The organism is Cyanobium sp. BA5m-21 (genome assembly GCF_024346235.1).
Classification (GTDB): Bacteria; Cyanobacteriota; Cyanobacteriia; order PCC-6307; family Cyanobiaceae; genus Cyanobium_A; species Cyanobium_A usitatum.
In genome coordinates this window covers 1-22,902 of sequence record NZ_JAGQCO010000036.1, presented here as the reverse complement: position 1 = coordinate 22,902, position 22,902 = coordinate 1, and the positions used below count along the sequence as shown (strand labels likewise).

The following is a 22,902-nucleotide window of genomic DNA, read 5'->3' as shown; positions in this document are numbered from 1 at the left end:
TACATCTTCGAGGCCGACGAAGGCACCACCGCAGATGAACAGGATCTGACTGGTGTCGATCTGAATGCATTCCTGGTAGGGATGCTTGCGGCCTCCCTGCGGCGGCACGTTGGCCACGGTGCCTTCGAGCATTTTCAGCAATGCCTGCTGCACCCCTTCTCCGGAGACGTCCCTAGTAATGGAGGGGTTTTCGCTCTTGCGGGCGATCTTGTCGATTTCATCGATGTAGATGATGCCCCGCTGGGCCTGTTCCACATCCTGATCCGCTTTCTGCAGCAGCCGCAGCAGGATGTTTTCCACGTCTTCTCCGACGTAGCCCGCCTCGGTAAGGGTGGTGGCGTCGGCCACCGCAAAGGGCACATCGAGCATTTCGGCCAGGGTCTGGGCCAGGAGCGTTTTGCCGCAGCCGGTGGGGCCGATCAGCAGGATGTTGCTCTTGTGCAGCTTGGTGGCTGTCTGGTCCGTTTCACCCTTGCCATCGCCTTGCCAGGCCAGGCGTTTGTAGTGGTTGTAAACAGCTACGGAAAGATTTTTCTTTGCTTCGTTTTGGCCCACCACCTGGCGGTCGAGAAAGGCCTTGATCTCCTGGGGCTTGGGCACCTCCGCCAGGGTTGGAGCGGGTTTGGTTGTTTTTTTGCTGGAGGCCTTACCGCGGCTGGAGTCGGCGGCATGGCGGCCGCTTCCGCCTCCGCTGGCTGTGCAGCTATGTCCGTCTACCAGCTCCTCATCAAGGATCTCGTTGCAGAGATCGATACATTCATCGCAGATGTAGACACCCGGGCCGGCGATCAGCTTGCGCACCTGTTCTTGCGACTTGCCGCAGAACGAGCACTTCAGGTGGGCGTCGAACTTGGCCATGGGCAGGGGAGTCCTGATTCCAGGATCGACAGGAAATAATGGATCGTCAGCTGACCTTAAGGATCAAACCGGCCGGAATCACTCAGCAGCTGTGGCGGCAGGGGATTCGGTCACGACCCGATCGATCAGGCCGTATTCAACCGCCTCTGCGGGGGAAAGGAAGTAGTCGCGGTCAGTGTCTTCGGTGATTTTTTCGAGGGGCTGACCGGTGTGTTCAGCCATCAGACCGTTGAGGGTGTCCTTGAGGAAAAGAATCTCCTTGGCCTGAATTTCAATGTCCACTGCCTGGCCCTGGGCGCCGCCGAGGGGTTGGTGAATCATGATCCGGGCATTGGGCAGGGCCAGCCGCTTGCCCTTGGTGCCACCCGAGAGCAGGAAGGCACCCATGGATGCGGCCAGGCCATAGCAGATGGTCACCACGTCTGGGGAGACCTGCTGCATCGTGTCGTAGATCGCCAAGCCGGCGGTCACTGAGCCGCCTGGGGAGTTCACGTAAATCTGGATGTCCTTCTCCGGATCCTCGGCTTCGAGGAACAGCAGCTGGGCGACTAGGGAATCGGCCACCTGATCGTCGATGCCGGTGCCCAGAAAGATGATCCGTTCGCGCAGCAGGCGCGAATAGATATCGAAGGCGCGGTCGCCCTTGCCCGACTGCTCCACAACCGTGGGCAGCACCCCGGGGGAGCCACTGGGGCTCCAGCTGCTGTGGACGGGATGGCGAAGGGTGGCGTCGATCACGCGCGGGGAAGCTCTCGGAGGACCAATCTATTGGTCCTGGCTGTGGCTATTGGGCCTTGGCCGGTTTGGCCTTGGCTTTCGCTTTGGCCTTTGCCTGCTCCTCGCCTGCAGCGTCAGGGTCGACGTCGGCTGGGGTGGCAGCCTTTTCGGTGATGGTGCTGTTGGCCTCAAGCCACTCCAGCAGCTTGTCGCGCAGCAGGTCGTCAGCAACGGCCAGGCGCAATCTTTCAGGATCGATGTTGCCCTGCTGGCTCAGGCCGCGGCTGATCTCCTTGATCTTGGCTTCAAGCTCCTTGGCTTCCACCTCGATCGCCTCGGCGGCGGCAAGGGCCTTGAGGGCCAGGCTGCGGCGCAGGCGCTCCTCTGCCTCGGGCCGGGAGGTGTCCATCAATGAGCGCACCAGGTCGGGGGTGAACAGCTTTTTGACGTCCATGCCCTGCTGGGCGATCTGTCCTGCTGTCTGCTCCACCAGGTTGCGGATTTCCTGTTGAACCAGGGTTTCGGGCAGCTCCACTTCAAGTTCTTGCACTAGGGCAGCGAGCAGGGCGTCGTGGCGGCTGGCCTTAGCCCGGCGCTCGGCGTCGTCCTTGAGGCGGGTTTCCAGATCGCTGCGCAGTTCGGCCAGGGTGGCTTTGTCGCTGGCCTGCTGGGCAAAGGAGTCGTCAAGGGCGGGTAGTTCCCGGCACTTGAGGTCTTTCAGGCTGATCTCGAAGCGCGACTGGCGGCCGGCGGCATCTTCTTGGGGATAGGTATCGGGGAACTGGCAGTCGATGGTCTTGCTAGCGCCGATAGCCATGCCGATTACGCCCTCGACGAAGCCGGGGATCATCCGGCCCTCCTCCAGCTCGACTTCCATGGCATCGCTGCTGCCACCACTGATGGCCTCGCCGCTATCCACGTAGATGCCGCTGAAGCTGAGCACCGCTACATCGCCGCTGGCGGCGGGGCGGCCCTCTACGGGCACCAGGGTGGCCAGCTGCTTACGCGACTGCTCGATCAGTTCATCGATGCGGGCTGGATCGAAGCTGATTGCCTCGGCTTCAGCCTTTAGCCCTTTGGTGGACTTGAGTTTTGGTGTGGGCTCGACGTCGAGCTCCAGGGTGATGGTGAGGGCGTTGCCGGGCTCGAAGCGTTCCAGCACGACCTCGAAGCCTTCGGTGAGCTCGGGCCGGCCGATAGCTGCCACCATTTCTTGGCTAACAGCATCCCGGAAAGCGGCCTCCACCAGATCCTCTAGGGCGGTGGCCCGGATGCGTAGGGGGCCGATCTGCTGGAGCAGCACGGGCCGGGGCACCTTGCCCTTGCGAAAGCCGGGAAGCTTGATGCTGCGACTCAGCTTGTCCACGGCGGCGTCATAGCTGGCCTGGCTGCGGCCGCCGGGGATGGCCACCTCTAGGGCCACGCGGCTGCCCGGACGGGGACTGGCCTTTATCGATAGCGGGCTGGCGGCGGGGGCGGCGGCTGAGCTCATGGAAAACAGTTGCAGACCCCGATCCTAGAAAGCGGCCGTTCCGAGCTCCCAGCGCGTATTGTCAGTTCGGCGCACGACGAAAGCGATAGATCCCGAATCAGCAAACAACGGCTTCGACCATGGCCGGTTTCTTTGTTGCAGCTTTCCGCCCCTAGCTGGTTTGACGTTTGATCACCAGCTCCGCCACCGAGTTTTGATTCCTCTCCCGCTCCCTTGACCGCCGCCCAGCCCGTCCCTCTCCCGCCATCTCCCTGCCTGCCCAGTCGCCCCTTGAGGGTTGCGGTGCTCGGTGCGACCGGTGCCGTTGGCCAGGAGTTACTCGAGCTGCTCGCGGAGCGCAACTTTCCTGTGGCTGAGCTGATTCCCCTGGCGTCACCCCGCTCCGCCGGTCAAAGCCTTGCCTGGCAGGGCACATCGCTGGCGATCCGGCCCGTGGAGGCCTCAGCTTTTGAAGGGGTGGATGTGGTGCTGGCCTCAGCGGGCGGCTCGGTGTCGCGTCAGTGGGCCCCGGTGGCGGCCCGGGCTGGCGCCGTGGTGATCGATAACTCCAGCGCCTTCCGAATGGATCCGGAGGTGCCGTTGGTGGTTCCAGAAGTGAACCCCGAAGCTGCTTTTGCCCATCGGGGCATCATTGCCAACCCCAACTGCACAACAATTCTGCTCACCCTGGTTTTGGCCCCCTTGGCGGCGCGTCGGGCAATTCGGCGTGTGCTGGTGAGCACTTATCAGAGCGCCAGCGGCGCCGGTGCCCGGGCGATGGAGGAGCTGCGCCAGCTCAGCCGGATCGTGCTCGATGGAGGTGAGCCAGTGAGTGAGGTGCTGCCCCACTCCCTGGCCTTCAACCTTTTTCTGCACAACTCTCCGCTGCAGGACAACGGTTATTGCGAGGAGGAGCTGAAGATGCTCAACGAAACCCGCAAGATCATGGGCACGCCGGAGCTGCGACTTTCGGCTACCTGTGTGCGGGTGCCGGTGCTGCGGGCCCATTCAGAGGCCGTAAATATTGAATTTCATGAGCCCTTCCCGGTGCAGGAGGCCAGAGCCCTGCTGGCTGAGGCCCCCGGCGTGGAGCTGCTGGAAAATTTTGAGGCCAACCGTTTCCCGATGCCCACTGATGTGACGGGCCGCGATCCGGTGGCGGTGGGACGTATCCGCCAGGACCTCAGTGATGCCAATGCCCTGGAGCTGTGGCTCTGCGGTGATCAGATCCGCAAGGGTGCGGCTCTCAATGCGATCCAGATTGCCGAGCTGTTGATCCAGGGCCCGGCGGCTGGAACTGAAGCGGTTTTGCCCGGAGGTGCTGCTTGAGCCCTATCCAGCCAGCCACTCCGCTATTTGGCCGCGTGCTGACGGCGATGGTGACCCCCTTCGCCGCCGATGGTTCGGTGGATCTGGGCCTTGCGGCCCAGCTGGCAGAGCATCTGATCAACCAGGGCTCCGATGGAATCGTGGTGTGCGGCACCACTGGCGAATCACCCACGCTCAGCTGGGACGAACAGCACGCTCTTTTAGTTGCCGTGAAGCAAGCGGTTGGGCATCGGGCCAGCGTGCTGGCGGGAAGTGGCAGCAATTGCACCGCCGAAGCGGTGGAGGCGACGCGGCAGGCGGCGGCCCTCGGTGCGGACGGCGCCCTAGTGGTAGTGCCGTACTACAACAAGCCCCCCCAGGACGGCCTTGAGGCCCATTTCCGCGCTGTGGCAGCGGCGGCACCCCAGCTGCCCCTAATGCTTTACAACATCCCCGGTCGTACAGGCACCAGCCTGGAGCCAGCCACCGTGGCCCGCTTGCTCGACTGCGCCAACGTGGTGAGTTTCAAGGCTGCCAGCGGCAGCACCGAAGAGGTGAGCGCCCTGCGGGCCCTGTGCGGCAACCGTCTGGCGATCTATAGCGGTGACGACGCCCTCACCCTGCCGATGCTTGCCGTTGGTGCTGTGGGAGTGGTGAGTGTGGCCAGCCACCTGGCCGGCGCTGAGATCAGCGCCATGGTGCGCGCCTTCTATGCGGGGGATTTGGCCCAAGCCCTGGCTCTGCACGACCAGCTGCTGCCGCTGTGCAAGTCCCTTTTCTGCAGCACCAACCCGATCCCCGTCAAAGCCGCCTTGGAGCTCAGCGGCTGGCCCGTGGGTGCACCCCGTCTTCCCCTTCTTTCCGCCACCACCGACGTGCGACAACGCCTCTCCGAAACCCTGGCCGCCCTGCGTCCTACCTGACGCCAAGGCTTGAGACCAGATCGATTCAGTTTGTTCCTTTTCCCTAAAAATCCTTTTCCATGACCAGTTCCAACGGCCGAGCCCAGGGCACCAGTCAGATCGCCACCAAGCCCCCCCACCTGCGGGTGATCCCCCTCGGCGGCCTGCACGAGATCGGCAAGAACACCTGCGTGTTCGAGTACGGCGACGACATCATGTTGGTGGATGCTGGATTGGCCTTCCCCAGTGATGGGATGCATGGCGTCAATGTGGTGATGCCAGATACCAGCTATCTCAAGGAAAACCAGAAGCGGATTCGCGGCATGATCGTGACCCATGGTCACGAAGATCACATTGGTGGTATTGCCCACCACCTTAAAAACTTCAGCATCCCCGTGATTCATGGACCGCGCCTAGCGCTGGCCATGCTCACCGGCAAGATGGAGGAGGCCGGTGTGATGGATCGCACCATCCTTCAAACCGTCGCGCCCCGCGATGTGGTGAAGGTGGGCCAACACTTTTCAGTGGAGTTCATTCGCAACACCCACTCGATGGCCGACAGCTTCTCGCTGGCCATCACCACCCCTGTGGGCACGGTGATCTTCACCGGCGACTTCAAATTTGACCACACGCCGGTGGATGGCGAGACCTTCGACATGGCTCGCCTCGCCCATTACGGCGACAAGGGGGTGCTTTGCCTGTTCAGCGACTCCACCAACGCCGAGGTGCCGGGCTTCTGTCCCCCCGAGCGTTCAGTGTTTCCTTGCCTGGATCGCCATATCTCCCAGGCTGAAGGTCGGGTGATCATCACCACCTTTGCCAGTTCGATTCACCGGGTGTCGATGATCCTGGAGCTGGCCCTCAAGAACGGCCGCAAGGTGGGACTGCTGGGCCGCTCCATGCTCAACGTGATCGCCAAAGCCCGGGAGTTGGGTTATATGCGCGCCCCGGATGATCTGTTTGTGCCGATCAAGCAGATACGCGATCTGCCCGACCGCGAAACTCTGTTGCTGATGACTGGTAGCCAGGGTGAACCCCTGGCCGCCTTGAGCCGCATCTCCCGTGGAGAGCATCCCCAGGTGCAGGTGAAGAGCACCGACACGATTATTTTCTCGGCCAGCCCGATCCCTGGCAACACCATCTCGGTGGTGAACACCATTGACCGGCTGATGATGCTCGGCGCCAAGGTGGTTTATGGCAAGGGCGAGGGTATTCACGTCTCTGGCCACGGCTTCCAGGAAGACCAGAAGCTGATGCTGGCCCTCACCAAGCCCAAATATTTTGTGCCGGTGCACGGTGAGCACCGCATGCTCATTGCCCACAGCAAAACCGCCCAGTCGATGGGGGTACCAGGCGACAACATGCTCATCATCGACAACGGTGATGTGGTGGAGCTCACTGCCGATTCGATCCGTAAAGGCGACCCCGTCAAGGCCGGCATCGAACTGCTGGATGCGTCCCGCAACGGCATTGTTGATGCCCGGGTGCTGAAGGAGCGCCAGCAGCTGGCAGAAGACGGCGTGATCACTCTGCTAGCGGTGATCAGCACCGACGGTGTGATGGCTGCGCCGCCGAGGGTGAATATTCGTGGTGTGGTCACCACTGCTGATGCCCGCAGACTCTCGATGTGGGCCGAGCGCGAAATCGGCTGGGTGCTGGAAAATCGCTGGAATCAGCTCTGCCGCAACACCGGTGGCAAGGCCCCTGAGGTGGATTGGGTCGGTGTGCAGCGAGAGGTAGAGGTGGGTCTGCAACGCCGCCTGCGCCGCGAGCTCCAAGTGGAGCCGTTGATCATTTGCCTGGTGCAGCCAGCCCCTGCCGGTACGCCTGCTTACAAGGGCCGCGCCGACGCCGAACCCGACAGCCGCCCCGCTCCCCGGGGTCGCTCTGCCCGTGATGCAGGCGTTCGTGATGCAGGTGCCCGTGGCCGTGATGGCGCCGTGCCGGCACCCCAGCGTCAGCTGGTTGCCGTTGGAGCCGCCGCCCCTGCCGCCACGCCTGTGTCTGCTCCTACTGCCGTCCCAGCCGCTGTAGTTGCTGAGGTTTCGGCCCCAGCCCCAGCAGAGCTCGAGCCGGAACCCGCCGGCCGTATCCGGCGCCGCCGTTCAGCCGCTGTAGCGGGCTGATCGGCCCCAGCACCAGCTCAGCGGATCACCACTCGCAGCAGCCCCTTGGAGAGTTCGGCGAACTCCTCGGGGCTAGGTTCCCCGACTTGCTTGGCAAAACGCCCTTCTGGCTCAGCCAGGCTCTCTTTGCTCACGGCGACGTCCAGCTCTTGAGCAGTCGCCGCATCTGCCTGGGCCACCTCGATCAGCTCTGGCTCATCGACCACTTCAACTACCAGATTCGGCACCTGCGCCGGCATGGGCACCTGAACCTCCGCCGCCTCGATGCCTCCAAGTTGCTCCATCCAGGGCATGGCCGAGCCAGAGCTTGTAACTACTGTTCCTTCCGCTACTGGCTCATTGCCGAAGGGGAAGGCTTGGCCTCCAGTGCTTGGCGCATTCGAGGCTTGCTCCGGTGCAACTTCAAGTTGTGCTGCCTGGCTGGCGCATTGCTCCAGCCCCTGGTCGGCGATATCCCGCAGTACGGGTTCTTGCGTCGCTGCTCGAACCCGGCTGTAAAAACCGGTTGCTGTAGCTCTGTCTTGGTAGCCGTAGAGGTAGGTGTGGCCTAGTAACAGCTGCAGTCTTTGGCGCAGGGGGTCGGCGGGCTCGTTGGGCAGCTCGAGCAGCAGCTCCTCGCTTAAGCGGGCCACATCGTCCCATTGGCGTTCGCTGTAAACCCGCTCAATGGCCTCATAACGCTGTTGTAGCGAGTGCGGCGAGGTTGTCATTGCGGCAGGTGTGCGGCGGGATGGTGCAGCCACAGTGTGCAGCGATCCCAGCGCAGCTGCCAATCCGCGCCTAAGTCTGCCTGGCCTGGGGGATGGCCCGGTTGCAGCCGCCGCAATAGTTCTTCGAGTTGCCTGGCTGGGAGCGCCAGCCTGGTGCTTTGCTCAAGCCAGTGATGCAGTAGTTGGCGCTGGTTGGCTACGGCTAGGTCGCCCAGCTCCTGGCGCTGTAGGCCTGGTGTCCCAGCCTGGCTGCCGGCTGTTTTTAGAGTTTGCAGGGCCAGATTCACTAATTCGTTGCGGCTCTCCACCTCTTCCACCAGCCGCTCTGCTTGGGCGCTGATCCTCTTGGCGGCGCCGGGATGGAGCTCCTCCAGCACGGGTACCACCTCGGCCCGGATTCGGTTTCGGCTGTAGCGGCGGTCGGTATTGCTCGGGTCGTGCCACACGGGCAGCGTCAGTTGCTCGCAAAGCCGGGCGGTGTCGGCCCGGGAGAAGGGCAGCAGCGGTCGCGCCAGCGCGATTGGCTCGCTTGGATCGGTGGTTGGGCTCGATGGGCTGGTGAGGGGGCGCAGGTTGCGCAGGCTCGCCAGGCCGCGGCGATGGCTGCCTCGGGCTAGGTGCAGCAACAGAGTTTCGGCTCGATCGCTGGCGGTGTGGGCGGTCACCACATGGCCCACCCCCAAACATCTGGCCTGCTCAGCCAACTGGCCGTAGCGCCAGTGGCGGGCGTCAGCTTCGCTGGTTGCTTCCAGCGGCCTCAGCCAGGAGGAAACGTGCAGCTCGAGCCCCTGGTCGCTGCACCAGCCGGCCAGCTCCGCTGCCACCTGGCCCGACTCCGGTCGCCAGCGGTGGTCGCCATGCCAGAGGTGCAGGGGCCACTGGTGCAGGCGCTGCAGGTCGCGTAGCAGGGCCAGCAGGACCATGGAATCTTGACCACCCGAGATGGCTAGCAGCAGCGGCGCCCCCGCCGGCAACAGCTCGGGATGGTGACGCAGATGGCGATGCAGCCGCAGGTGGTCCGGGCTCCAGCGCGGCCCGGGTGGGAGAATCGATTCACTATTCAAATCTTGCGTTTCCATGGTTGCGATGTCGCGTCTTGAGCAGCTGCCCTCCGCCCTGCAAGCCGCGCTTGCTGATCGCCGCCTGCTCAAGGTGATCGCTGGCCTCACCAATTTTGATGCTGCCAGTGTGGAGCGGATCTGCCGGGCCGCTGGCCTAGGCGGAGCCGATTTGATCGATGTGGCCTGCGATCCGGAGCTGGTGCAGCTGGCCGCTGCAGTGAGCGGTTTGCCGATCTGCGTGAGCGCAGTTGAGCCCGAGCTGTTTGCCGCTGCTGTGGCTGCCGGGGCGGCAATGGTTGAAATTGGCAACTACGACGCCTTCTACCCCCTCGGTCGCATCTTCGATGCCGCCGAAGTGCTTGAGCTCACCCGCCGCACTCGCGAGTTGCTACCCGAGGTGGTTTTGAGCGTCACCGTGCCCCATGTGCTGCCCCTCGATCAGCAGGAGCAGCTGGCGGTGGATCTGGTGGCCGCCGGTGCCGACATTATCCAAACCGAGGGCGGCACAAGCGCTAAGCCCTTCAGCGCCGGTAGTCTCGGCCTTATTGAGAAGGCGGCTCCAACCCTGGCCGCTGCCCACAGCATCAGCCGGGCCTTGGCTGCGGCGGACAGTGTTGAAGCGGGTAGTGCTGCCCCGGTGCTGTGTGCATCTGGCCTCTCCGCCGTCACCGTGCCGATGGCAATTGCCGCCGGTGCCGCCGGTGTGGGGGTTGGTTCGGCGATCAACAAGCTGAACGACCCTCTGGCCATGGTGGCCGTCGTGCGCGGCCTACGCGAGGCACTGGGAATGCCTGCAGGCGCAATCGTTGTTGGTTAACGCCAAGCTCAGTTGTTTTAGCCTGAACCCATGACTATTTTGCGGTAATGATCACCGCATCTTTTTCATGGGTTCTTTAATGTGGCTATTGCAGTGGCCGATTCGGGCCATTGTGCTGTTGATTGTGGCCTGGCTTCCCTTGGGAGTGGAGGTGAGCAGTTTCCCGATCGCCATGCTTTCCGCTGTGGTGATCGGCTTACTGGGCACCCTGTTGATCTGGCCGCTGAAGCTGCTGCTGGGGCCGGTCTGGGCGGTCACCAGCCTGGGGGGCCTGATCAGTCCGGTGAGCCTGCTGTTCAACTGGGCAATCACCGTGGTGCTGTTTGGTCTGGCGGCTTGGTTGATCAAGGGATTCCGCCTCAAAAACGGAGTGGTGAGCGCGATTCTCGGCGGCGTTGTCTATGCCGTGTTGTCGGCCGTGATCCTGCGGATCCTTGGCCTTGATGTCGACTTCACTCGCGCAGCTGCCCTAATCACCACAGCTCCGGTGGTTTGACCCCGAGAATGGGGGCATGGTTCCGTTTGAACTCCACGCCCCCTACCAACCCAAGGGAGATCAGCCCACGGCCATTGCCGGGCTGGTGCAGGGTGTCGATGGGGGCGAGCGCTACCAGACCCTGCTAGGCGCCACCGGCACCGGGAAGACCTTCACGATCGCCAATGTGATCGCCCAGACCGGGCGTCCTGCTTTGGTGCTGGCTCACAACAAAACCTTGGCGGCCCAGCTCTGCAATGAGCTGCGGGAGTTCTTCCCGAATAATGCTGTTGAATATTTCATCAGCTACTACGACTATTACCAGCCGGAGGCGTATGTGGCTGTCTCCGACACCTACATCGCCAAAACAGCTTCGATCAATGAAGAGATCGACATGCTGCGTCACTCGGCGACCCGTTCGCTGTTTGAACGCAACGATGTGATCGTTGTGGCTTCTATTAGTTGTATTTATGGTTTAGGTATCCCCAGTGAATATCTAAAAGCTGCAGTCAAGTTTAAGGTGGGCGATACCCTCAATTTGCGAGGCTCCCTGCGGGAGTTGGTAAACAACCAGTATTCCCGCAACGACCTGGAGATTTCCCGCGGTCGTTTTCGGGTGCGGGGAGATGTGCTGGAGATCGGCCCGGCCTATGAAGACCGGCTGGTGCGGATTGAGCTCTTTGGTGATGAGGTTGAGGCGATCCGCTACGTGGATCCCACTACCGGGGAGATCCTGCAAAGCCTCGACACAATCAATATCTATCCGGCTAAGCACTTTGTGACGCCAAAGGAGCGGCTGGCGGACGCGATTTTGGCCATCCGCCACGAGATGCGTGAAAGGCTCGATGTACTTAACGGTCAGGGGCGGCTCCTAGAGGCCCAGCGGCTGGAGCAGCGCACCACCTACGACCTCGAGATGCTCGAGCAGGTGGGCTACTGCAATGGCGTGGAGAACTACGCCCGCCATTTGGCCGGGCGAGAGGCGGGCACGCCGCCGGAATGCCTTATCGACTATTTCCCTAAAGACTGGCTGTTGGTGGTGGATGAGAGCCACGTCACCTGCTCCCAGCTGCAGGCGATGTACAACGGCGACCAGTCGCGTAAGCAGGTGCTGATTGAGCACGGCTTCCGCTTGCCCAGCGCTGCCGACAACAGGCCGCTCAAGGGTTCGGAGTTCTGGGAGAAGGCCCAGCAGACGATCTTTGTGAGTGCCACTCCAGGCAACTGGGAGATGGAGCAGAGCAGTGGCCAGATTGTGCAGCAGGTGATCCGCCCCACCGGGGTGCTCGACCCGATCGTGGAGGTGCGTCCTAGTGAGGGTCAGGTGGACGACCTGCTCGGCGAGATCCGGGTGCGGGCGGAGAAGAACGAGCGAGTGCTTGTGACCACGCTCACCAAGCGCATGGCAGAAGATCTCACCGATTACCTGGCCGAAAACGGCGTGCGAGTGCGCTATTTGCACTCCGAGATTCATTCGATTGAGCGGATTGAGATCATCCAAGATCTCAGGAATGGCGAATACGACGTGCTGGTTGGCGTTAATCTCCTACGGGAAGGATTGGACCTGCCTGAGGTATCGCTAGTGGCGATTCTTGATGCCGACAAGGAGGGGTTCCTGCGGGCCGAGCGCTCCTTGGTTCAGACCATTGGCCGGGCTGCCCGCCACATCGAAGGCAAGGCGATTCTCTATGCCGACAACCTCACCGATTCGATGGCTAAGGCCATCTCAGAGACCGAGCGCCGCCGCGCCATTCAGCACGCCCATAACGTTGAGCACGGCATCACCCCCAGCCCTGCAGGCAAGCGGGCCGGCAATTCGATTCTCTCGTTTCTGGAGATGTCACGGCGGCTCAACGACGACCAGCTGGAGGAGACCACCGAGCAGGCCGAGCACAACAATGTGCCGCTGGATGCTCTGCCGGAGCTCATCCAGCAGCTCGAAGAGAAGATGAAGGGGGCTGCTAAGAATCTCCAGTTTGAAGATGCTGCCAACTTGCGCGACAAGATTAAAAACCTGCGCCAGAAGTTGGTGGGGAAGCATTAGCGCGATTCTGATTAGCGCGATTCTCAGGGGTCAACGACCGGCGGCCTTGAGCACGATCTTGATGGTTTTGACCATGATCAGTAGATCCAGCCAGAGCCCGGCATTGCGCAGGTAGAAAAGGTCGTAGCTCAGTTTCAACTCCGAATCCTCAATGCTTGAGGTGTAAGGCATGTTCACTTGGGCCCAGCCGCTGAGGCCGGGCCGCACCCAGTGGCGCAGGCGGTAGTTGGGGATTTCCGCCTCTAGCTGACCCTCTAGTTCGGGCCGTTCCGGACGCGGGCCGATCAGGCTCATCTCCCCTCGCAGCACGTTGATCAGCTGGGGCAGTTCATCGAGCCTGGTGCGGCGCAGCCATTGGCCGATCGGAGTTATGCGTGCATCCTGCTCTGCTGCCCATAGGGCGCTATCTGTTTCGGCTAGGGGCACCATGGTGCGCAGTTTCAGCACAGCGAAGGACTGGCCCATTAGCCCGGTGCGTTGTTGCCGATAGATCACGGCACCGCCGTCCTGCGCTCGGACTAATAGGGCGGCCAGCGCCACGACCGGGCTGGTTATCACCAGCAGCACGAGGCTGATCAACACATCGGCGAAGCGTTTGAGCTGCTGCTCAAACGTGCTCTTGGTGCCATCGATGCGGCTTGAAAACAGCAGCCATTGATCGCCCACCCAGTGGGGAGGAATGCGCAGTAGCTCTTGCTCCGCCATGGCCGCCAGGGACAGCACAGGGTGGCCCTGGCCCACTACCTGTTGGCAAAATTGTTGTACGTCCGCTTCGGCGGCTACGCCACTGCTGAGTGCGATGGTTGCGTTGGGGGAATCGCGCTCCCAGAGCGTGGAGCTGAACGGCAGGATTGACGGCAGTGGATTGTTGCCGTAGCTGCGCCGCCATTCCTTGGTGATGGCCTCCACTTCCTGGGGCAGCGCCACGATCTGCCAGGCAGGTTGGGAGGAGAGATGTTGGCTTTGGCGCAGCCCCAGCCGCACTAGGGCGCTCCAGAAGGAAACCAGGCTGAACATAGGAATCAGGCTGCCCCGGTACAGCAGGGTGGTGTCTTGCGGCACCCGCAGCAGCCAACCCAGCAGGGCGCCCGCCACGATGCTGGCACCGCTGGTGATTCCGAGCCGCAGCATCAGTTGTATCCAGCGCAGCTGCGTCAGTTTCAGCAGGGTGTAGGAGCCGAAAAGCCAGCCCAGGCTCAGGTAGATCAGCACTAGGCCCAGCAGCAAGAGCTGTTGATTTCCAACACTGTTTTGGCGCAGGCCGTTCACGGTTAACGCTGCGGCGATTAACCCAGCAGCGTCGAGACCTGCCGCGAGGGCAAGGGGAAGGCGGTGGCGGCCCCAGTTCATGCCATCGATACCTCGACCTCGCCAGGCGCCTCGGTGCCTTCGGCCCGATGTTGCGCGATGCCTCCAAGTGCAAATGCGGCGTGCACTGCCTGTAGAGCTGCTACCCCATCGGTTTCGGCTACGACGCAGCTGGTGCGGATCTCGCTGGTGGCGATCAGTTCGATGTTGATGCCTGCGTCAGCTAGGCAGCGGAACATGCGGGCCGCGGTGCCTGGGGTGAATGGCATACCAGCCCCTACTGCGCTGATTCGGGCTATGGCGGGCCCCTCTTCGAAGCTGGAGCCGGGCCATTGCCGCAGTAGGGGCGCGAGGGTCTGCTGCGCCCGCGTCAGCTCGTCGCGTTTGAGCACGAAGCTCATATCGCGGCTTGGCCCGGCGTGGGTGCGCTCGGATTGCACGATCGCGTCGAGGCTGATGCTGGCGTCGGCCAGGGTGCGGCAGACGGCCGCGGCGGTGCCGGGGCGATCGGGCAGGCGCCTCACTGCCACCTGGGCCTGATCGCGGTCGAGGGCAACGCCGCGAACAGCCGGATCCCCCTGATGGCAGGGCCTGGGATCGCGGCGCAGCTGCTGATCAGGCAGCTCGAAGGCTTCGGCAGCGGCCCGCAGGGCCCGATCCGCCTGGTCTCCAGCCACCAGGCAGCTCACCTTCACCTCGCTGGTGGCAATCAGGCGCAGGTTGATGCCTGAGCGGGCCAGGGTGTCGAACAGCCGGGCAGCCACCCCTGGCCTGCCCATGATCCCGGCGCCCGAGATGCTCAGCTTGGCCAAGCCGGCTTCGGCGCTCAGCTGGGCGCCGCCATCGTTGAGGGTTGCGCCCATGGCGGCCAGCACCTCGCTGCACACCAGCTGGGCCCGGTCGCATTCAGCGGCGGCCAGGGTGAAGGCGATGTCGTTCGAGCTGCCCTCGTGGGTGGCTTGCACGATCAGGTCCACGTTGAGGCCGGCGGCGCCGAGGGCCTCGAATAGCTGGGCTGCCACTCCGGGCCGGTCGGGCACGTGGGCGAGGGCCAGCACGGCCTGGTTTGTTAGGAGTTCGGCGCCATCCACCGGCTTACCCAGCTCCAGACCCTCATGGCCAATTGGCCTGGGGGCGCCGCTGGTGAGCAGGGTGCCGGCCTGCTCGCTCCAGCTGGAGCGCACCACTAGGGGCACGCCGTAGTTGCGGGCGATCTCAACCGCCCGCGGGTGCAGCACCGAAGCCCCCAGGCTGGCCAGCTCGAGCATTTCATCGCAGCTCACCTGGGCCATCAGTTGGGCGTCGGCCACCTTGCGGGGGTCGGTGGTCAGCACCCCGGGAACGTCGGTATAGATCTCGCAGGTATCGGCGCCCAGGGCTGCTGCCAGGGCCACCGCTGAGGTGTCGGAGCCCCCGCGGCCCAAGGTGGTGATCTCGGGGGTGCCGCCGGCGCCGCTGCTGGTGCCCTGGAAACCAGCCACCACCACCACCTGACCATCATTGAGCAGGCGCCGTAGCCGTTCGGTGCGGATCTCCAGGATGCGGGCGCGGCCATGGGCTGATTCGGTAACGATGCCCGCCTGGGTGCCTGTCATCGACACCGCCGGCACGCCCTCGGCGTGCAGTGCCATGGAAAGCAGGGCGATCGATACCTGTTCGCCGGTGGCTAGCAGCATGTCCAGCTCCCGCTGGGGTGGGTTGCTACTGATGGCGCGGGCTAGGCCGGTGAGCTGGTCGGTGGTGTGGCCCATCGCTGACACCACAATCACCAGCTCGTGGCCCTCCTCACGGCTGCGGGCTATGCGTCGGGCCACTGCCTGAATGCGCTCCACATCGGCCACCGAGGTGCCGCCAAACTTCTGAACCAGCAGGGCCATGGCGGGGTGCGGCGGTGGGCGTCAGTGAAAGAAGGACTAATTATCCGTCTTGATCCCTTAAGCGTTGAGCAGGAAGCCGTCGCGGAAGGCGTCGCCGGCATCACTGCCCCGCTTGAGGTCAGCCTCCACTGAGAGCAGCTGGCTGAGCAGGCGCAGGAAGACGGCGGGCTGGCGGCCGCGGATCTGCTTGCGCATCACGTAGATGCGTTTGGGATTGCCGATGCCGGCCGCTTTAGCGATCACCGCTACGTCGCTTTCACCTTGCTGGTCGAGCAGGGTGACCCAAAGCCAGCCGCGGATCTGGCTGCTGAGGGCGGCAACGATCCGCAGGGCCGGCTCGTTGGCCTCCAGCAGGGCATCGAGCCGGGCAATGGCGTCGGCTGGCTGGCCAGCCAGTAGGGCATCGCCCACGGCGAGGGAGCTGGTGGTTTGACCGCCCACCAGGGCCTGCACGGCGGTGAGGGTGATGGGATTGGCGTAGAGGCTGAGCTTTTCAAGCTCGCTGGCGAGGCGGGCGCTGTCGTTGCCGATGGCATCGGAAAGGGCTGCCGCTGCGGCTGGCTCCAGCTTCAGCCCCAGCTCCCGGGCCGTGCGGCTCACCAGCTCCACCTGGCCGGCGCCGTCCCAGATGGCTGGCAGGGCAAAGCTTTGCTCGCTGGCCTGGCCAGCCTTCACCAGCTTCTGCAGGGCTTTGGTGGTGCGCAGCCGGGCATCCGGCTTGCCGGAACTCACCAGCACCAGATGGCAGCCATCCGCCACCTGGGCCAGGGCGGCTTCGAAACGCTCGGCCAGTTCAGCTGGGCACTGGCTGCAAAACGGACTGCGTTGCAGCACCACCATGCGGCTGCCGGCGCCAAAGGGCGGCGTGCGGGCCTCCTCGAGGGCCTGGGCCGCCTGGCCGGCGTCGTTGCCATCGAGGCGGCTGAGGTTGATGGTGGCCCAGCTGGGATCCACCTGCGCCTGCACCAGCGCTTCGACGGCACGGTTGCGGGCAGCCTCGTCGTCGCCCCAGAGCAGGTGAATGGGCATGGGTGGTGTGCGGTGCTCAGATCCGCAGGGCGCTGAGCAGAGGATGGAGCTCAGTCTGGGCCAGGGCCGGATGGTCAGTGACCAGCACCACTGCGCCTGACTGGATCGCAGTACAAGTTGTACAAAATTAAGGACAGCTCTGCTGGTGTGATTGATGCACCGCTCAGAAACGGTTCAACAAAAATGGTTCAACAGAATTGGGTCAAGAGAAATGCGCCATGAGAAATGGATCGGACCATGAGTAATGCTGAAACTGCGGCTCTTGGCGGAGTGCCTTCCCTGGATCACCCGATTTTTAGTGAGAGCTTGCGGCTGATCCGGCAGATGCCGGGGATGGCGGCGTCGCTGGCGCCGCTTAGCCCCCTGCAGCAGGACGTGCTGCTGCGCCTGATTCACAGCAGCGGTGATCCGGGTTTGGCGGCTGATCTGGTTTGTCCCGCTAACGCCTGCGGCGCTGGCTTGGCGGCGTTAGCTGCGGGGGTGCCGATCCTCACGGACACGGCAATGGCGGCCGCGGCGGTGGCGCCGATGGCGCGGCGCACCTTCGCCAATCCTGTGCGCAGCGTGCTGGATTGGACGCCTGAGCAGGCGCCGGCGGGCTCCACGCGCACGGCCGCCGGCATGGCGGCGGCGCTGGTCGGGCAGGGCCAGCCTGGCGTGGTGTTGATCGGCAGCGCCCCCACGGCCCTGGAGGTGTTGCTCGAGCTGGTGGCAGCGGGAAGCGTGCCGGCACCAGCCCTGGTGATCGGCATGCCGGTGGGGTTTGTGGGGGTGGCGGAGAGCAAGCGTCACCTGGCTGAGAGTGGCCTGGTGCATATGCGGCTCGAGGGCTCCAAAGGCGGAGCCGGACTGGTGGCAGCGGCCTGCAACGCCCTGCTGCGGGCTGCCTGGCTTCAGGCGGCGAGCGCGCCGTCGGCCCCGCTGGGTTCGTCTTGATCCACTTGTATGACGCTGTTGGCTTCGATGCGGCCCAGCACCTGGCGGGCGCGCAGCACCACCGCGGCGGGAACGCCGGCTAGGCGGGCGGCCTCGATGCCATAGCTGCGGCTGGCGCCGCCGGGGGCTACCTGGTGCAGGAATATCAGGGCGTCGCCGGTTTCCTGCACCAGCACCTGGGCATTGGCGACGTTGGCCAGCTGGCCGGCCAGGGCGTTGAGTTCGTGGTAATGGGTGGCGAAGATCGAGCGGGCACCGATGCCGCCGCGCTCGGCCGGCGTGGCCAGGTGCTCGGCCACGGCCCAGGCGATCGAGAGGCCATCGAAGGTGGCGGTGCCGCGGCCGATCTCATCGAGCAGCACCAGGGAGCGCTCGCTGGCGTGGTGAAGGATGTTGGCGGTTTCGGCCATCTCCACCATGAAGGTGGACTGGCCGGCGGCCAGGTCGTCGCCGGCGCCGACGCGGGTGAACAGGCGATCGGCGATGCCGAGGCGGGCCGAGGTGGCTGGGATCCAGCTGCCCATTTGGGCCATCAGTTGCAGCAAGCCGGTTTGGCGCAGGTAACAGCTCTTGCCGCTGGCGTTGGGGCCGGTGAGGATGATCAGGTCGGGGCGGGGGGCGGCCTCGGGGATGGCACCAAGAACCACGCTGTTGGCGGTGAAGGGCTCTTCCGCCAGCAGTTGCTCCACCACCGGGTGGCGGCCGGCTTCGATCTGCAGCAGGCGGGCCTCGGGACCGGCGGGATCGGTGATCTCGGGGCAGCAATAGCCGCCGGTGGCGGCCACCTCGGCCAGTGAGGCGATCCCATCAAGCTCGGCCACCAGGCGCGCAGCTGTGCGGATGGCGGCGGCCTGCTCGCCGACCTGGATGCGCAGGGCGCAGAACAGTTCGTATTCGCGCTGGGCGGCGCGGGCCTTGAGCTGCTGGATGGCGCCCTCGCGGTTGCGCAGGGCTGGGGTGACGAAGCGCTCCTCGTTGGCCAGGGTTTGGCGGCGGATCCAGTGCTCCGGCACCGCCGCCGCCTTGGCCTTCGACACCGCCAGGAAGTAGCCGAAGGTGCGGTGGTATTGGAGTTTGAGGCTGGTGAGGCCGCTGAGCCGGCGCTCCTCCGATTCCTGCTGGGCCAGCCAGGTGTCCTGGTCGTCGAGCTGGTTGCGCAGCTCATCGAGGGCCGGATCAACGCCGTCGTGGAACAGGCCGCCCTCGGTGAGCGATAGGGGTGGGGTGTCGAGCAGGGCGTGGCGCAGCTCGCCGGCCAGGCTTTCAAGCTCGGGCCAGGGGCGGGCCAGGGCCTGCAGCGGGGCGCTGGTGGCGTTGGTGAGCTGGGCGGCCAGCTGGGGTAGGCGTTCGAGACCTTCTGCCAATGCCACCAGATCCCGGGCCGAGGCGCTGCCGGCGCCGGCGCGGCCGGCCAGGCGCTCCAGGTCGCCCATCGGACGCAGCAGCCGGCGCAGGGCCAGCCGCAGTCCGCGATCGGCCACCAGCTCACTGACGCCGCCCTGGCGCTCGAGGATCGCCGCGCGCTCCACCAGCGGCGCCTGAAGCCAGCGGCGCAGGCAGCGGCCGCCCATGGCGGTGTGGGTGCGGTCGAGCGCCCAGAGCAGGGAGCCGTGGACACTGCCGCCCAGCTGGGTTTTGGTGAGTTCCAGGTTGCGGCGGGTTGCGGCGTCGAGCACCAACTGGTCGCCGGCCTGCCAGGTGGTGGGGGGATCCAGCGGCACCCGGGCTTGGCTGGTGTCGTCGAGGTAAGCCACCAGGCCGCCCGCCGCGCGCAGGGCTAGCGGCGCTTCGCCGAGCCCCAGGCCATCAAGGCTGGCCAGGCCGAAGCGCTGCTTGAGGGTGGCGGAGGCTTCCGGCGCCTCAAAGGGGGTGCGGGGCAGGGGGGTGAGCCGCAGGGCCTCGGGGCACCAGGTGGGGCAGGGGGTGGCGCTGGCACTTGCGGTGGCAGTGGCGCCGGGCCAGAGCACTTCGGCGGCTTCCACCTGCAGCAGCTCCTGGTGCAAGCCGGCACTACCGCTCCGCTCGGTGACCCGGAATTCACCGGTGCTGACATCGGCCACCGCCAGGCCCCAGCACGCGCCCTCCATCACCACGGCGCAAAGCCAGTTGTTGAGGCGGGCCGCCAGCAGGCCCTCTTCAAGCACCGTGCCGGGGGTGAGCACCCGGGTGATGCCGCGCTTTAGCAGTTCGCCTTTAGCCGGGGTGCTTTCCAGCTGGTCGCAGAGGGCGACGCTGAGGCCGCGGCGCACCAGCTCAGCGCAGTAGCGCTCGGCGGCATGGTGGGGGATGCCCGCCATCGGCACTCGCCCGACAGCTTTGCCGCCCTCCTTGCCGGTGAGGGTGAGCTCCAGCAGGCGCGAGAGGGTGATGGCGTCTTCAAAGAAGCACTCGAAGAAGTCGCCGAGGCGGTAGAGCAGCACCCGATCGGGATGGGCGGCCTTGAGCTCCACGTAGTGACGCAGCATCGGCGTCAACTGCTCTGGTGCCACCAGGCCGTGGTGGTGCCAGGGGGGCAGGTCGGAGTCGGGGCTTGAGCTTGCTGTGGTTGCGGCCGGCGGGGCAGCTGGGGCGGCTTGGCGCTGACGGCTGCGGGGCCGGGTTGGGCCGGGTGCGGGCTGGGGCTCTTCGGCCAGGCCCAGGGCGGCGGTGAGCGAAAGCTGTTGTTCGGCTTCCGCGGCCACGGCCCTTTCCTGGTGAGGTTGGATCGTAGGTCGACTTGCCGGTGGCTTCATGTTGTGAAGCGGTGCCCCGGCTGACCTGGGTCTGCGTGTGAGAATCTCGCAACTGATTGGCGTGTAGCCGCTGCTAATCCATGCAGATCCTCAACACCCTCACCGTTTTGGCTCTGGTGGTGCTGTCGTTCGCCTTGATTGTGGCGGTGCCGGTGCTTTACGCCAGCAGTGAAGATTCAGGTCGCTCCAATCGCCTGATCCTGCTTGGCGGCCTCGCCTGGGTGGCCCTGGTGCTGCTCAACTGGGGCATGAGCATCTTTGTGGTCTGAAGCGTGGCGATTTTTGAAGGTCGGTTCACCGATACGGCTGGTCTGCGTATCGCGGTCGTGGTTGCCCGTTTTAATGACCTGGTGACCGGCAAGCTGCTGAGCGGCTGCCTCGACTGCCTCTTGCGCCACGGTGTCGACACCAGTGATGCCAGTGCCCAGCTGGATGTGGCCTGGGTGCCCGGCAGCTTTGAGATCCCCCTGGTGGCCCAGCGCCTGGCGGCCAGCGGTCGTTATCAGGTGGTGATCACCCTGGGGGCCGTCATTCGTGGCGACACCCCCCATTTCGACGTGGTGGTGGCCGAGGTGAGCAAAGGCGTGGCTGCCGTGGCCCGCGACACCGGCGTGCCCGTGATCTTTGGGGTACTCACCACCGACACCCTGCAGCAGGCCTTAGAGCGGGCCGGCATCAAGAGCAACCTGGGCTGGAATTACGGCCTGCAGGCCCTAGAGATGGGCAGCTTGATGGCGGCTATTCCCGACTAAAGGTGCCGGGTCGAAGGTGCTTGGTTTGGTGGTGCTAGTACGCGGGTGCAGTGTCCGTAAGTGGCGGGTAGTTGGTTTCGGCTGGCTGGGTTTCCGCTGACTGTGGGAATGCTGGTGGAGCTGTTTCGACGCTATGCGGGAGGTTGTACAGCTGTACAACTTCTTTGACAGTGCCCATCAGCGCAACCCTTCCTTCGCCCCCGCCGCCGCCATGACCACGGTTCCGCTTGCTCAGGCTCGCCAGCAGTTGTCCGGCTTGCTCGATCGCATACAAGCTGGTGAGTGCGTGGTGATCAGTCGCTACGGCAAACCGGTGGCGCGGCTGATTCCTGAGCTATCAGGCCAGGCTGGAGCGGAGCTTTGGCTTGAGCGCTTACGTCGTCTGCACCAGGAGGCGGGCCATGGAGCCGTTTGAACCGTGGCGGCGCATGGGCAGCCATGGCCGGCTGCTCGATGTTTCTTTGTTGCGGGCATTGCTGCTGCCGGGGCCAAAGAGTGCTGCTGCTCTGAATTGGTTGGAGCGGGTGGGGGAGGGGCTGCTGAGGGTGAGTGCGTGGAGTGTGATGGAGCTCGAGGGGGAGCTCGATAGCCAGGCCGCGCAACGGTTGCTAGATGGCTTTTTGGCGGAACGTTGCCCGGTGGTTTGTTTTGAGCCAGACGACTTTGCGATGGTGCGCCACCGCCAGCGCTACAGGCCTGGCATTGCAGCCCTGCCCCTTTTGCTTCAGCTCCAGCTTGCCTATCGCCTGGGCCTGTTGCCGGCGACCCTCGATCGGGATCTAGCTGAGGCTGCTGGCGCGCTTTCCTATCCGGTCGAAACCCCTGAGCTCCCTGAAACTCCTTGTTTCACCAGTAGGGCCTGGGGGGCTGCATCGCGGAAGCCCAGCTGCTGATAAAAGCCAGCACTGTTGGTGGTCATCAAATAAACGCGCTCAACGCCGCGCAGGGCGGGGGCGGCCAGCAGGGCCTCCACCACCCGGCGGCCCAGGCCTTGGCCGTGCAGGTCGCCGGCTACCACCACATCCCAGAGCACGGCGCGATAGATCCCATCGCTGCTGGCCCGGCCGAAGCCCACTAGGCGCTTGCCATGCCACAAGCTCACCACCACGGCGCTGCCAGCCAGCAGGCGGCGCAGCTGCCCGTGGCTGCGCTGCTGGGCCCAGAAGGCGTGCTTGTTGAACAGGCGCTGCAGCTTCCACAGGCCCCGGGTAGGGCGCAGGCCTGGCCCAAAGCCAAACCAGCGCATGCCAGGGGCACCAGGGGCGTGGATTAGGAGGCGCAGTGCTGCCATGGCAGCATTCTCCCAGCGGAGCGTTCCCTGTGACCCGTAAGGGAATAATTTTGGCCGGAGGCAGCGGCACTCGGCTGCATCCGATCACGCAGGCGGTAAGTAAGCAGCTGCTGCCGGTGTACGACAAGCCGATGATCTATTACCCGCTCAGCACGTTGATGCTGGCGGGGATTCGGGAGGTGCTGATTATCACTACCCCCCAGGATCAGCCGGCCTTTGAGCGCCTGCTGGGTGACGGTTCTCGCTGGGGCATGACGATCGCCTACGCCGAGCAGCCCAGCCCGGACGGGTTGGCCCAGGCCTTTCTGATTGGCGACGATTTTCTGGACGGTGCGGCGGCGGCCCTTGTGCTCGGCGACAACCTTTTCCACGGCCATGATTTGATTCCCCAGCTCCAGGCCTGCAATGGCCCAGCTGAGGGAGCCACGGTGTTTGCTTATCCAGTGCGGGATCCGGAGCGCTACGGGGTGGTGGAGTTTGCCGCGGAT

General features: G+C 64.4%; 22 protein-coding genes. 12 read left to right on the top strand and 10 right to left on the bottom strand.

Translation table 11 applies throughout. The annotated features are described in order from the left end of the window. From clpX to tig, 3 genes are all read right to left on the bottom strand, one after another. Positions 1–858, bottom strand: an 858-nt coding sequence (gene clpX, locus KBY72_RS10825) for an ATP-dependent protease ATP-binding subunit ClpX (RefSeq protein WP_254993593.1), incomplete at its 3' end; no start/stop codon positions are given. A 78-nt stretch (positions 859–936) separates the two neighbouring features. Then, positions 937–1,596, bottom strand: a complete 660-nt coding sequence (clpP, locus tag KBY72_RS10820; protein ID WP_106632476.1) for an ATP-dependent Clp endopeptidase proteolytic subunit ClpP — start codon at positions 1,594–1,596, stop codon at positions 937–939. Between the two features lie 46 nt (positions 1,597–1,642). After that, a complete protein-coding gene (tig, locus tag KBY72_RS10815; protein ID WP_254961680.1) occupies positions 1,643–3,067 on the bottom strand; it encodes a trigger factor in 1,425 nt (474 codons plus the stop codon). A gap of 282 nt (positions 3,068–3,349) precedes the next feature. Between tig and KBY72_RS10810 the strand changes: the two genes are divergently transcribed. From KBY72_RS10810 to KBY72_RS10800, 3 genes are read left to right on the top strand one after another with little or no spacing between them, the layout of a single operon-like run. Beyond that, the gene (locus KBY72_RS10810) at positions 3,350–4,375 is read left to right on the top strand and encodes an aspartate-semialdehyde dehydrogenase (RefSeq protein ID WP_254993592.1); all 1,026 of its coding nucleotides are present in this window, start codon (positions 3,350–3,352) and stop codon (positions 4,373–4,375) included. After that, positions 4,372–5,277: a 4-hydroxy-tetrahydrodipicolinate synthase gene (gene dapA / locus KBY72_RS10805; protein ID WP_254961682.1), complete on the top strand. Its 906-nt coding sequence runs from the start codon at positions 4,372–4,374 to the stop codon at positions 5,275–5,277. The genes KBY72_RS10810 and dapA overlap by 4 nt, the downstream gene beginning before the upstream one ends. A gap of 59 nt (positions 5,278–5,336) precedes the next feature. Continuing rightward, positions 5,337–7,382, top strand: coding sequence for a ribonuclease J (locus tag KBY72_RS10800; RefSeq protein ID WP_254961683.1), 2,046 nt, complete (start codon positions 5,337–5,339; stop codon positions 7,380–7,382). Between the two features lie 17 nt (positions 7,383–7,399). Here KBY72_RS10800 and KBY72_RS10795 read toward each other — a convergent pair whose 3' ends face one another. Both KBY72_RS10795 and tilS read right to left on the bottom strand, forming a co-directional pair. Next, positions 7,400–8,092, bottom strand: coding sequence for a hypothetical protein (locus tag KBY72_RS10795; protein WP_254961684.1), 693 nt, complete (start codon positions 8,090–8,092; stop codon positions 7,400–7,402). After that, entirely contained in the window at positions 8,089–9,171 is a 1,083-nt protein-coding gene (gene tilS, locus KBY72_RS10790; protein ID WP_254961685.1) for a tRNA lysidine(34) synthetase TilS, read from the bottom strand. The genes KBY72_RS10795 and tilS overlap by 4 nt, the downstream gene beginning before the upstream one ends. Before the next feature lie 7 nt (positions 9,172–9,178). Between tilS and KBY72_RS10785 the strand changes: the two genes are divergently transcribed. The 3 genes from KBY72_RS10785 to uvrB all read left to right on the top strand — a co-directional run bounded on the left by KBY72_RS10785 (position 9,179) and on the right by uvrB (position 12,489). Then, a complete protein-coding gene (locus KBY72_RS10785; protein ID WP_254961700.1) occupies positions 9,179–9,970 on the top strand; it encodes a DUF561 domain-containing protein in 792 nt (263 codons plus the stop codon). Positions 9,971–10,037: 67 nt separating this feature from the next. Next, on the top strand, positions 10,038–10,466 hold the full coding sequence (locus KBY72_RS10780) for a phage holin family protein (RefSeq protein WP_106632469.1): 429 nt from the start codon (positions 10,038–10,040) through the stop codon (positions 10,464–10,466). A gap of 16 nt (positions 10,467–10,482) precedes the next feature. Further along, positions 10,483–12,489, top strand: coding sequence for an excinuclease ABC subunit UvrB (gene uvrB / locus KBY72_RS10775; RefSeq protein WP_254993581.1), 2,007 nt, complete (start codon positions 10,483–10,485; stop codon positions 12,487–12,489). Between the two features lie 30 nt (positions 12,490–12,519). Here uvrB and KBY72_RS10770 read toward each other — a convergent pair whose 3' ends face one another. The 3 genes from KBY72_RS10770 to holA are packed head-to-tail and all read right to left on the bottom strand — an operon-like array spanning position 12,520 to position 16,703. Further along, positions 12,520–13,839 (bottom strand): sugar transferase, encoded by a 1,320-nt coding sequence (locus KBY72_RS10770; protein WP_254993577.1) that lies wholly within the window; start codon positions 13,837–13,839, stop codon positions 12,520–12,522. Beyond that, positions 13,836–15,674 carry an aspartate kinase gene (locus tag KBY72_RS10765; RefSeq protein WP_254961689.1) on the bottom strand — a complete coding sequence of 613 codons (1,839 nt, stop codon included), beginning with the start codon at positions 15,672–15,674 and terminating at the stop codon, positions 13,836–13,838. The genes KBY72_RS10770 and KBY72_RS10765 overlap by 4 nt, the downstream gene beginning before the upstream one ends. Before the next feature lie 57 nt (positions 15,675–15,731). Beyond that, complete coding sequence (gene holA, locus KBY72_RS10760) at positions 15,732–16,703, bottom strand: DNA polymerase III subunit delta (RefSeq protein WP_254961690.1); 972 nt, start codon at positions 16,701–16,703, stop codon at positions 15,732–15,734. Positions 16,704–16,940: 237 nt separating this feature from the next. Between holA and KBY72_RS10755 the strand changes: the two genes are divergently transcribed. Then, positions 16,941–17,639 (top strand): precorrin-8X methylmutase, encoded by a 699-nt coding sequence (locus tag KBY72_RS10755; protein ID WP_254961691.1) that lies wholly within the window; start codon positions 16,941–16,943, stop codon positions 17,637–17,639. Here the strand turns inward: KBY72_RS10755 and mutS are convergent. Next, complete coding sequence (gene mutS / locus KBY72_RS10750; RefSeq protein WP_254993575.1) at positions 17,597–20,371, bottom strand: DNA mismatch repair protein MutS; 2,775 nt, start codon at positions 20,369–20,371, stop codon at positions 17,597–17,599. The two genes, KBY72_RS10755 and mutS, sit on opposite strands and share 43 nt — an antisense overlap. An 80-nt stretch (positions 20,372–20,451) precedes the next feature. On the opposite strand from mutS, the gene psbZ reads away from it, so the two are divergent. The 4 genes from psbZ (at position 20,452) to KBY72_RS10730 (ending at position 22,016) form a co-directional block, all read left to right on the top strand. Beyond that, the gene (gene psbZ, locus KBY72_RS10745; RefSeq protein ID WP_106632462.1) at positions 20,452–20,640 is read left to right on the top strand and encodes a photosystem II reaction center protein PsbZ; all 189 of its coding nucleotides are present in this window, start codon (positions 20,452–20,454) and stop codon (positions 20,638–20,640) included. A 3-nt stretch (positions 20,641–20,643) separates the two neighbouring features. Then, complete coding sequence (ribH, locus tag KBY72_RS10740; protein WP_106632461.1) at positions 20,644–21,123, top strand: 6,7-dimethyl-8-ribityllumazine synthase; 480 nt, start codon at positions 20,644–20,646, stop codon at positions 21,121–21,123. A 133-nt stretch (positions 21,124–21,256) separates the two neighbouring features. Continuing rightward, on the top strand, positions 21,257–21,538 hold the full coding sequence (locus KBY72_RS10735) for a type II toxin-antitoxin system Phd/YefM family antitoxin (protein WP_254961693.1): 282 nt from the start codon (positions 21,257–21,259) through the stop codon (positions 21,536–21,538). After that, positions 21,525–22,016, top strand: a complete 492-nt coding sequence (locus tag KBY72_RS10730) for a hypothetical protein (RefSeq protein ID WP_254961694.1) — start codon at positions 21,525–21,527, stop codon at positions 22,014–22,016. The genes KBY72_RS10735 and KBY72_RS10730 overlap by 14 nt, the downstream gene beginning before the upstream one ends. Here the strand turns inward: KBY72_RS10730 and KBY72_RS10725 are convergent. Continuing rightward, positions 21,929–22,414: a GNAT family N-acetyltransferase gene (locus tag KBY72_RS10725; RefSeq protein ID WP_254961695.1), complete on the bottom strand. Its 486-nt coding sequence runs from the start codon at positions 22,412–22,414 to the stop codon at positions 21,929–21,931. The two genes, KBY72_RS10730 and KBY72_RS10725, sit on opposite strands and share 88 nt — an antisense overlap. Positions 22,415–22,443: 29 nt before the next feature. On the opposite strand from KBY72_RS10725, the gene KBY72_RS10720 reads away from it, so the two are divergent. After that, positions 22,444–22,902 (top strand): sugar nucleotidyltransferase (locus KBY72_RS10720; RefSeq protein WP_254993573.1); only part of this gene is annotated, 459 nt, incomplete at its 3' end.

What these genes read in the sequence shown, in the direction of transcription:
- tig (WP_254961680.1), bottom strand. Translation starts at nt 3,067, where the DNA reads ATGAGCTCAGCCGCCGCCCCCGCCGCCAGCCCGCTATCGATAAAGGCC.
- KBY72_RS10800 (WP_254961683.1), top strand. Translation starts at nt 5,337, where the DNA reads ATGACCAGTTCCAACGGCCGAGCCCAGGGCACCAGTCAGATCGCCACC.
- KBY72_RS10795 (WP_254961684.1), bottom strand. Translation starts at nt 8,092, where the DNA reads ATGACAACCTCGCCGCACTCGCTACAACAGCGTTATGAGGCCATTGAG.
- tilS (WP_254961685.1), bottom strand. Translation starts at nt 9,171, where the DNA reads ATGGAAACGCAAGATTTGAATAGTGAATCGATTCTCCCACCCGGGCCG.
- KBY72_RS10785 (WP_254961700.1), top strand. Translation starts at nt 9,179, where the DNA reads ATGTCGCGTCTTGAGCAGCTGCCCTCCGCCCTGCAAGCCGCGCTTGCT.
- KBY72_RS10780 (WP_106632469.1), top strand. Translation starts at nt 10,038, where the DNA reads ATGGGTTCTTTAATGTGGCTATTGCAGTGGCCGATTCGGGCCATTGTG.
- uvrB (WP_254993581.1), top strand. Translation starts at nt 10,483, where the DNA reads ATGGTTCCGTTTGAACTCCACGCCCCCTACCAACCCAAGGGAGATCAG.
- KBY72_RS10770 (WP_254993577.1), bottom strand. Translation starts at nt 13,839, where the DNA reads ATGAACTGGGGCCGCCACCGCCTTCCCCTTGCCCTCGCGGCAGGTCTC.
- KBY72_RS10765 (WP_254961689.1), bottom strand. Translation starts at nt 15,674, where the DNA reads ATGGCCCTGCTGGTTCAGAAGTTTGGCGGCACCTCGGTGGCCGATGTG.
- holA (WP_254961690.1), bottom strand. Translation starts at nt 16,703, where the DNA reads ATGCCCATTCACCTGCTCTGGGGCGACGACGAGGCTGCCCGCAACCGT.
- KBY72_RS10755 (WP_254961691.1), top strand. Translation starts at nt 16,941, where the DNA reads ATGAGTAATGCTGAAACTGCGGCTCTTGGCGGAGTGCCTTCCCTGGAT.
- mutS (WP_254993575.1), bottom strand. Translation starts at nt 20,371, where the DNA reads ATGAAGCCACCGGCAAGTCGACCTACGATCCAACCTCACCAGGAAAGG.
- psbZ (WP_106632462.1), top strand. Translation starts at nt 20,452, where the DNA reads ATGCAGATCCTCAACACCCTCACCGTTTTGGCTCTGGTGGTGCTGTCG.
- KBY72_RS10735 (WP_254961693.1), top strand. Translation starts at nt 21,257, where the DNA reads ATGCGGGAGGTTGTACAGCTGTACAACTTCTTTGACAGTGCCCATCAG.
- KBY72_RS10730 (WP_254961694.1), top strand. Translation starts at nt 21,525, where the DNA reads ATGGAGCCGTTTGAACCGTGGCGGCGCATGGGCAGCCATGGCCGGCTG.
- KBY72_RS10725 (WP_254961695.1), bottom strand. Translation starts at nt 22,414, where the DNA reads ATGGCAGCACTGCGCCTCCTAATCCACGCCCCTGGTGCCCCTGGCATG.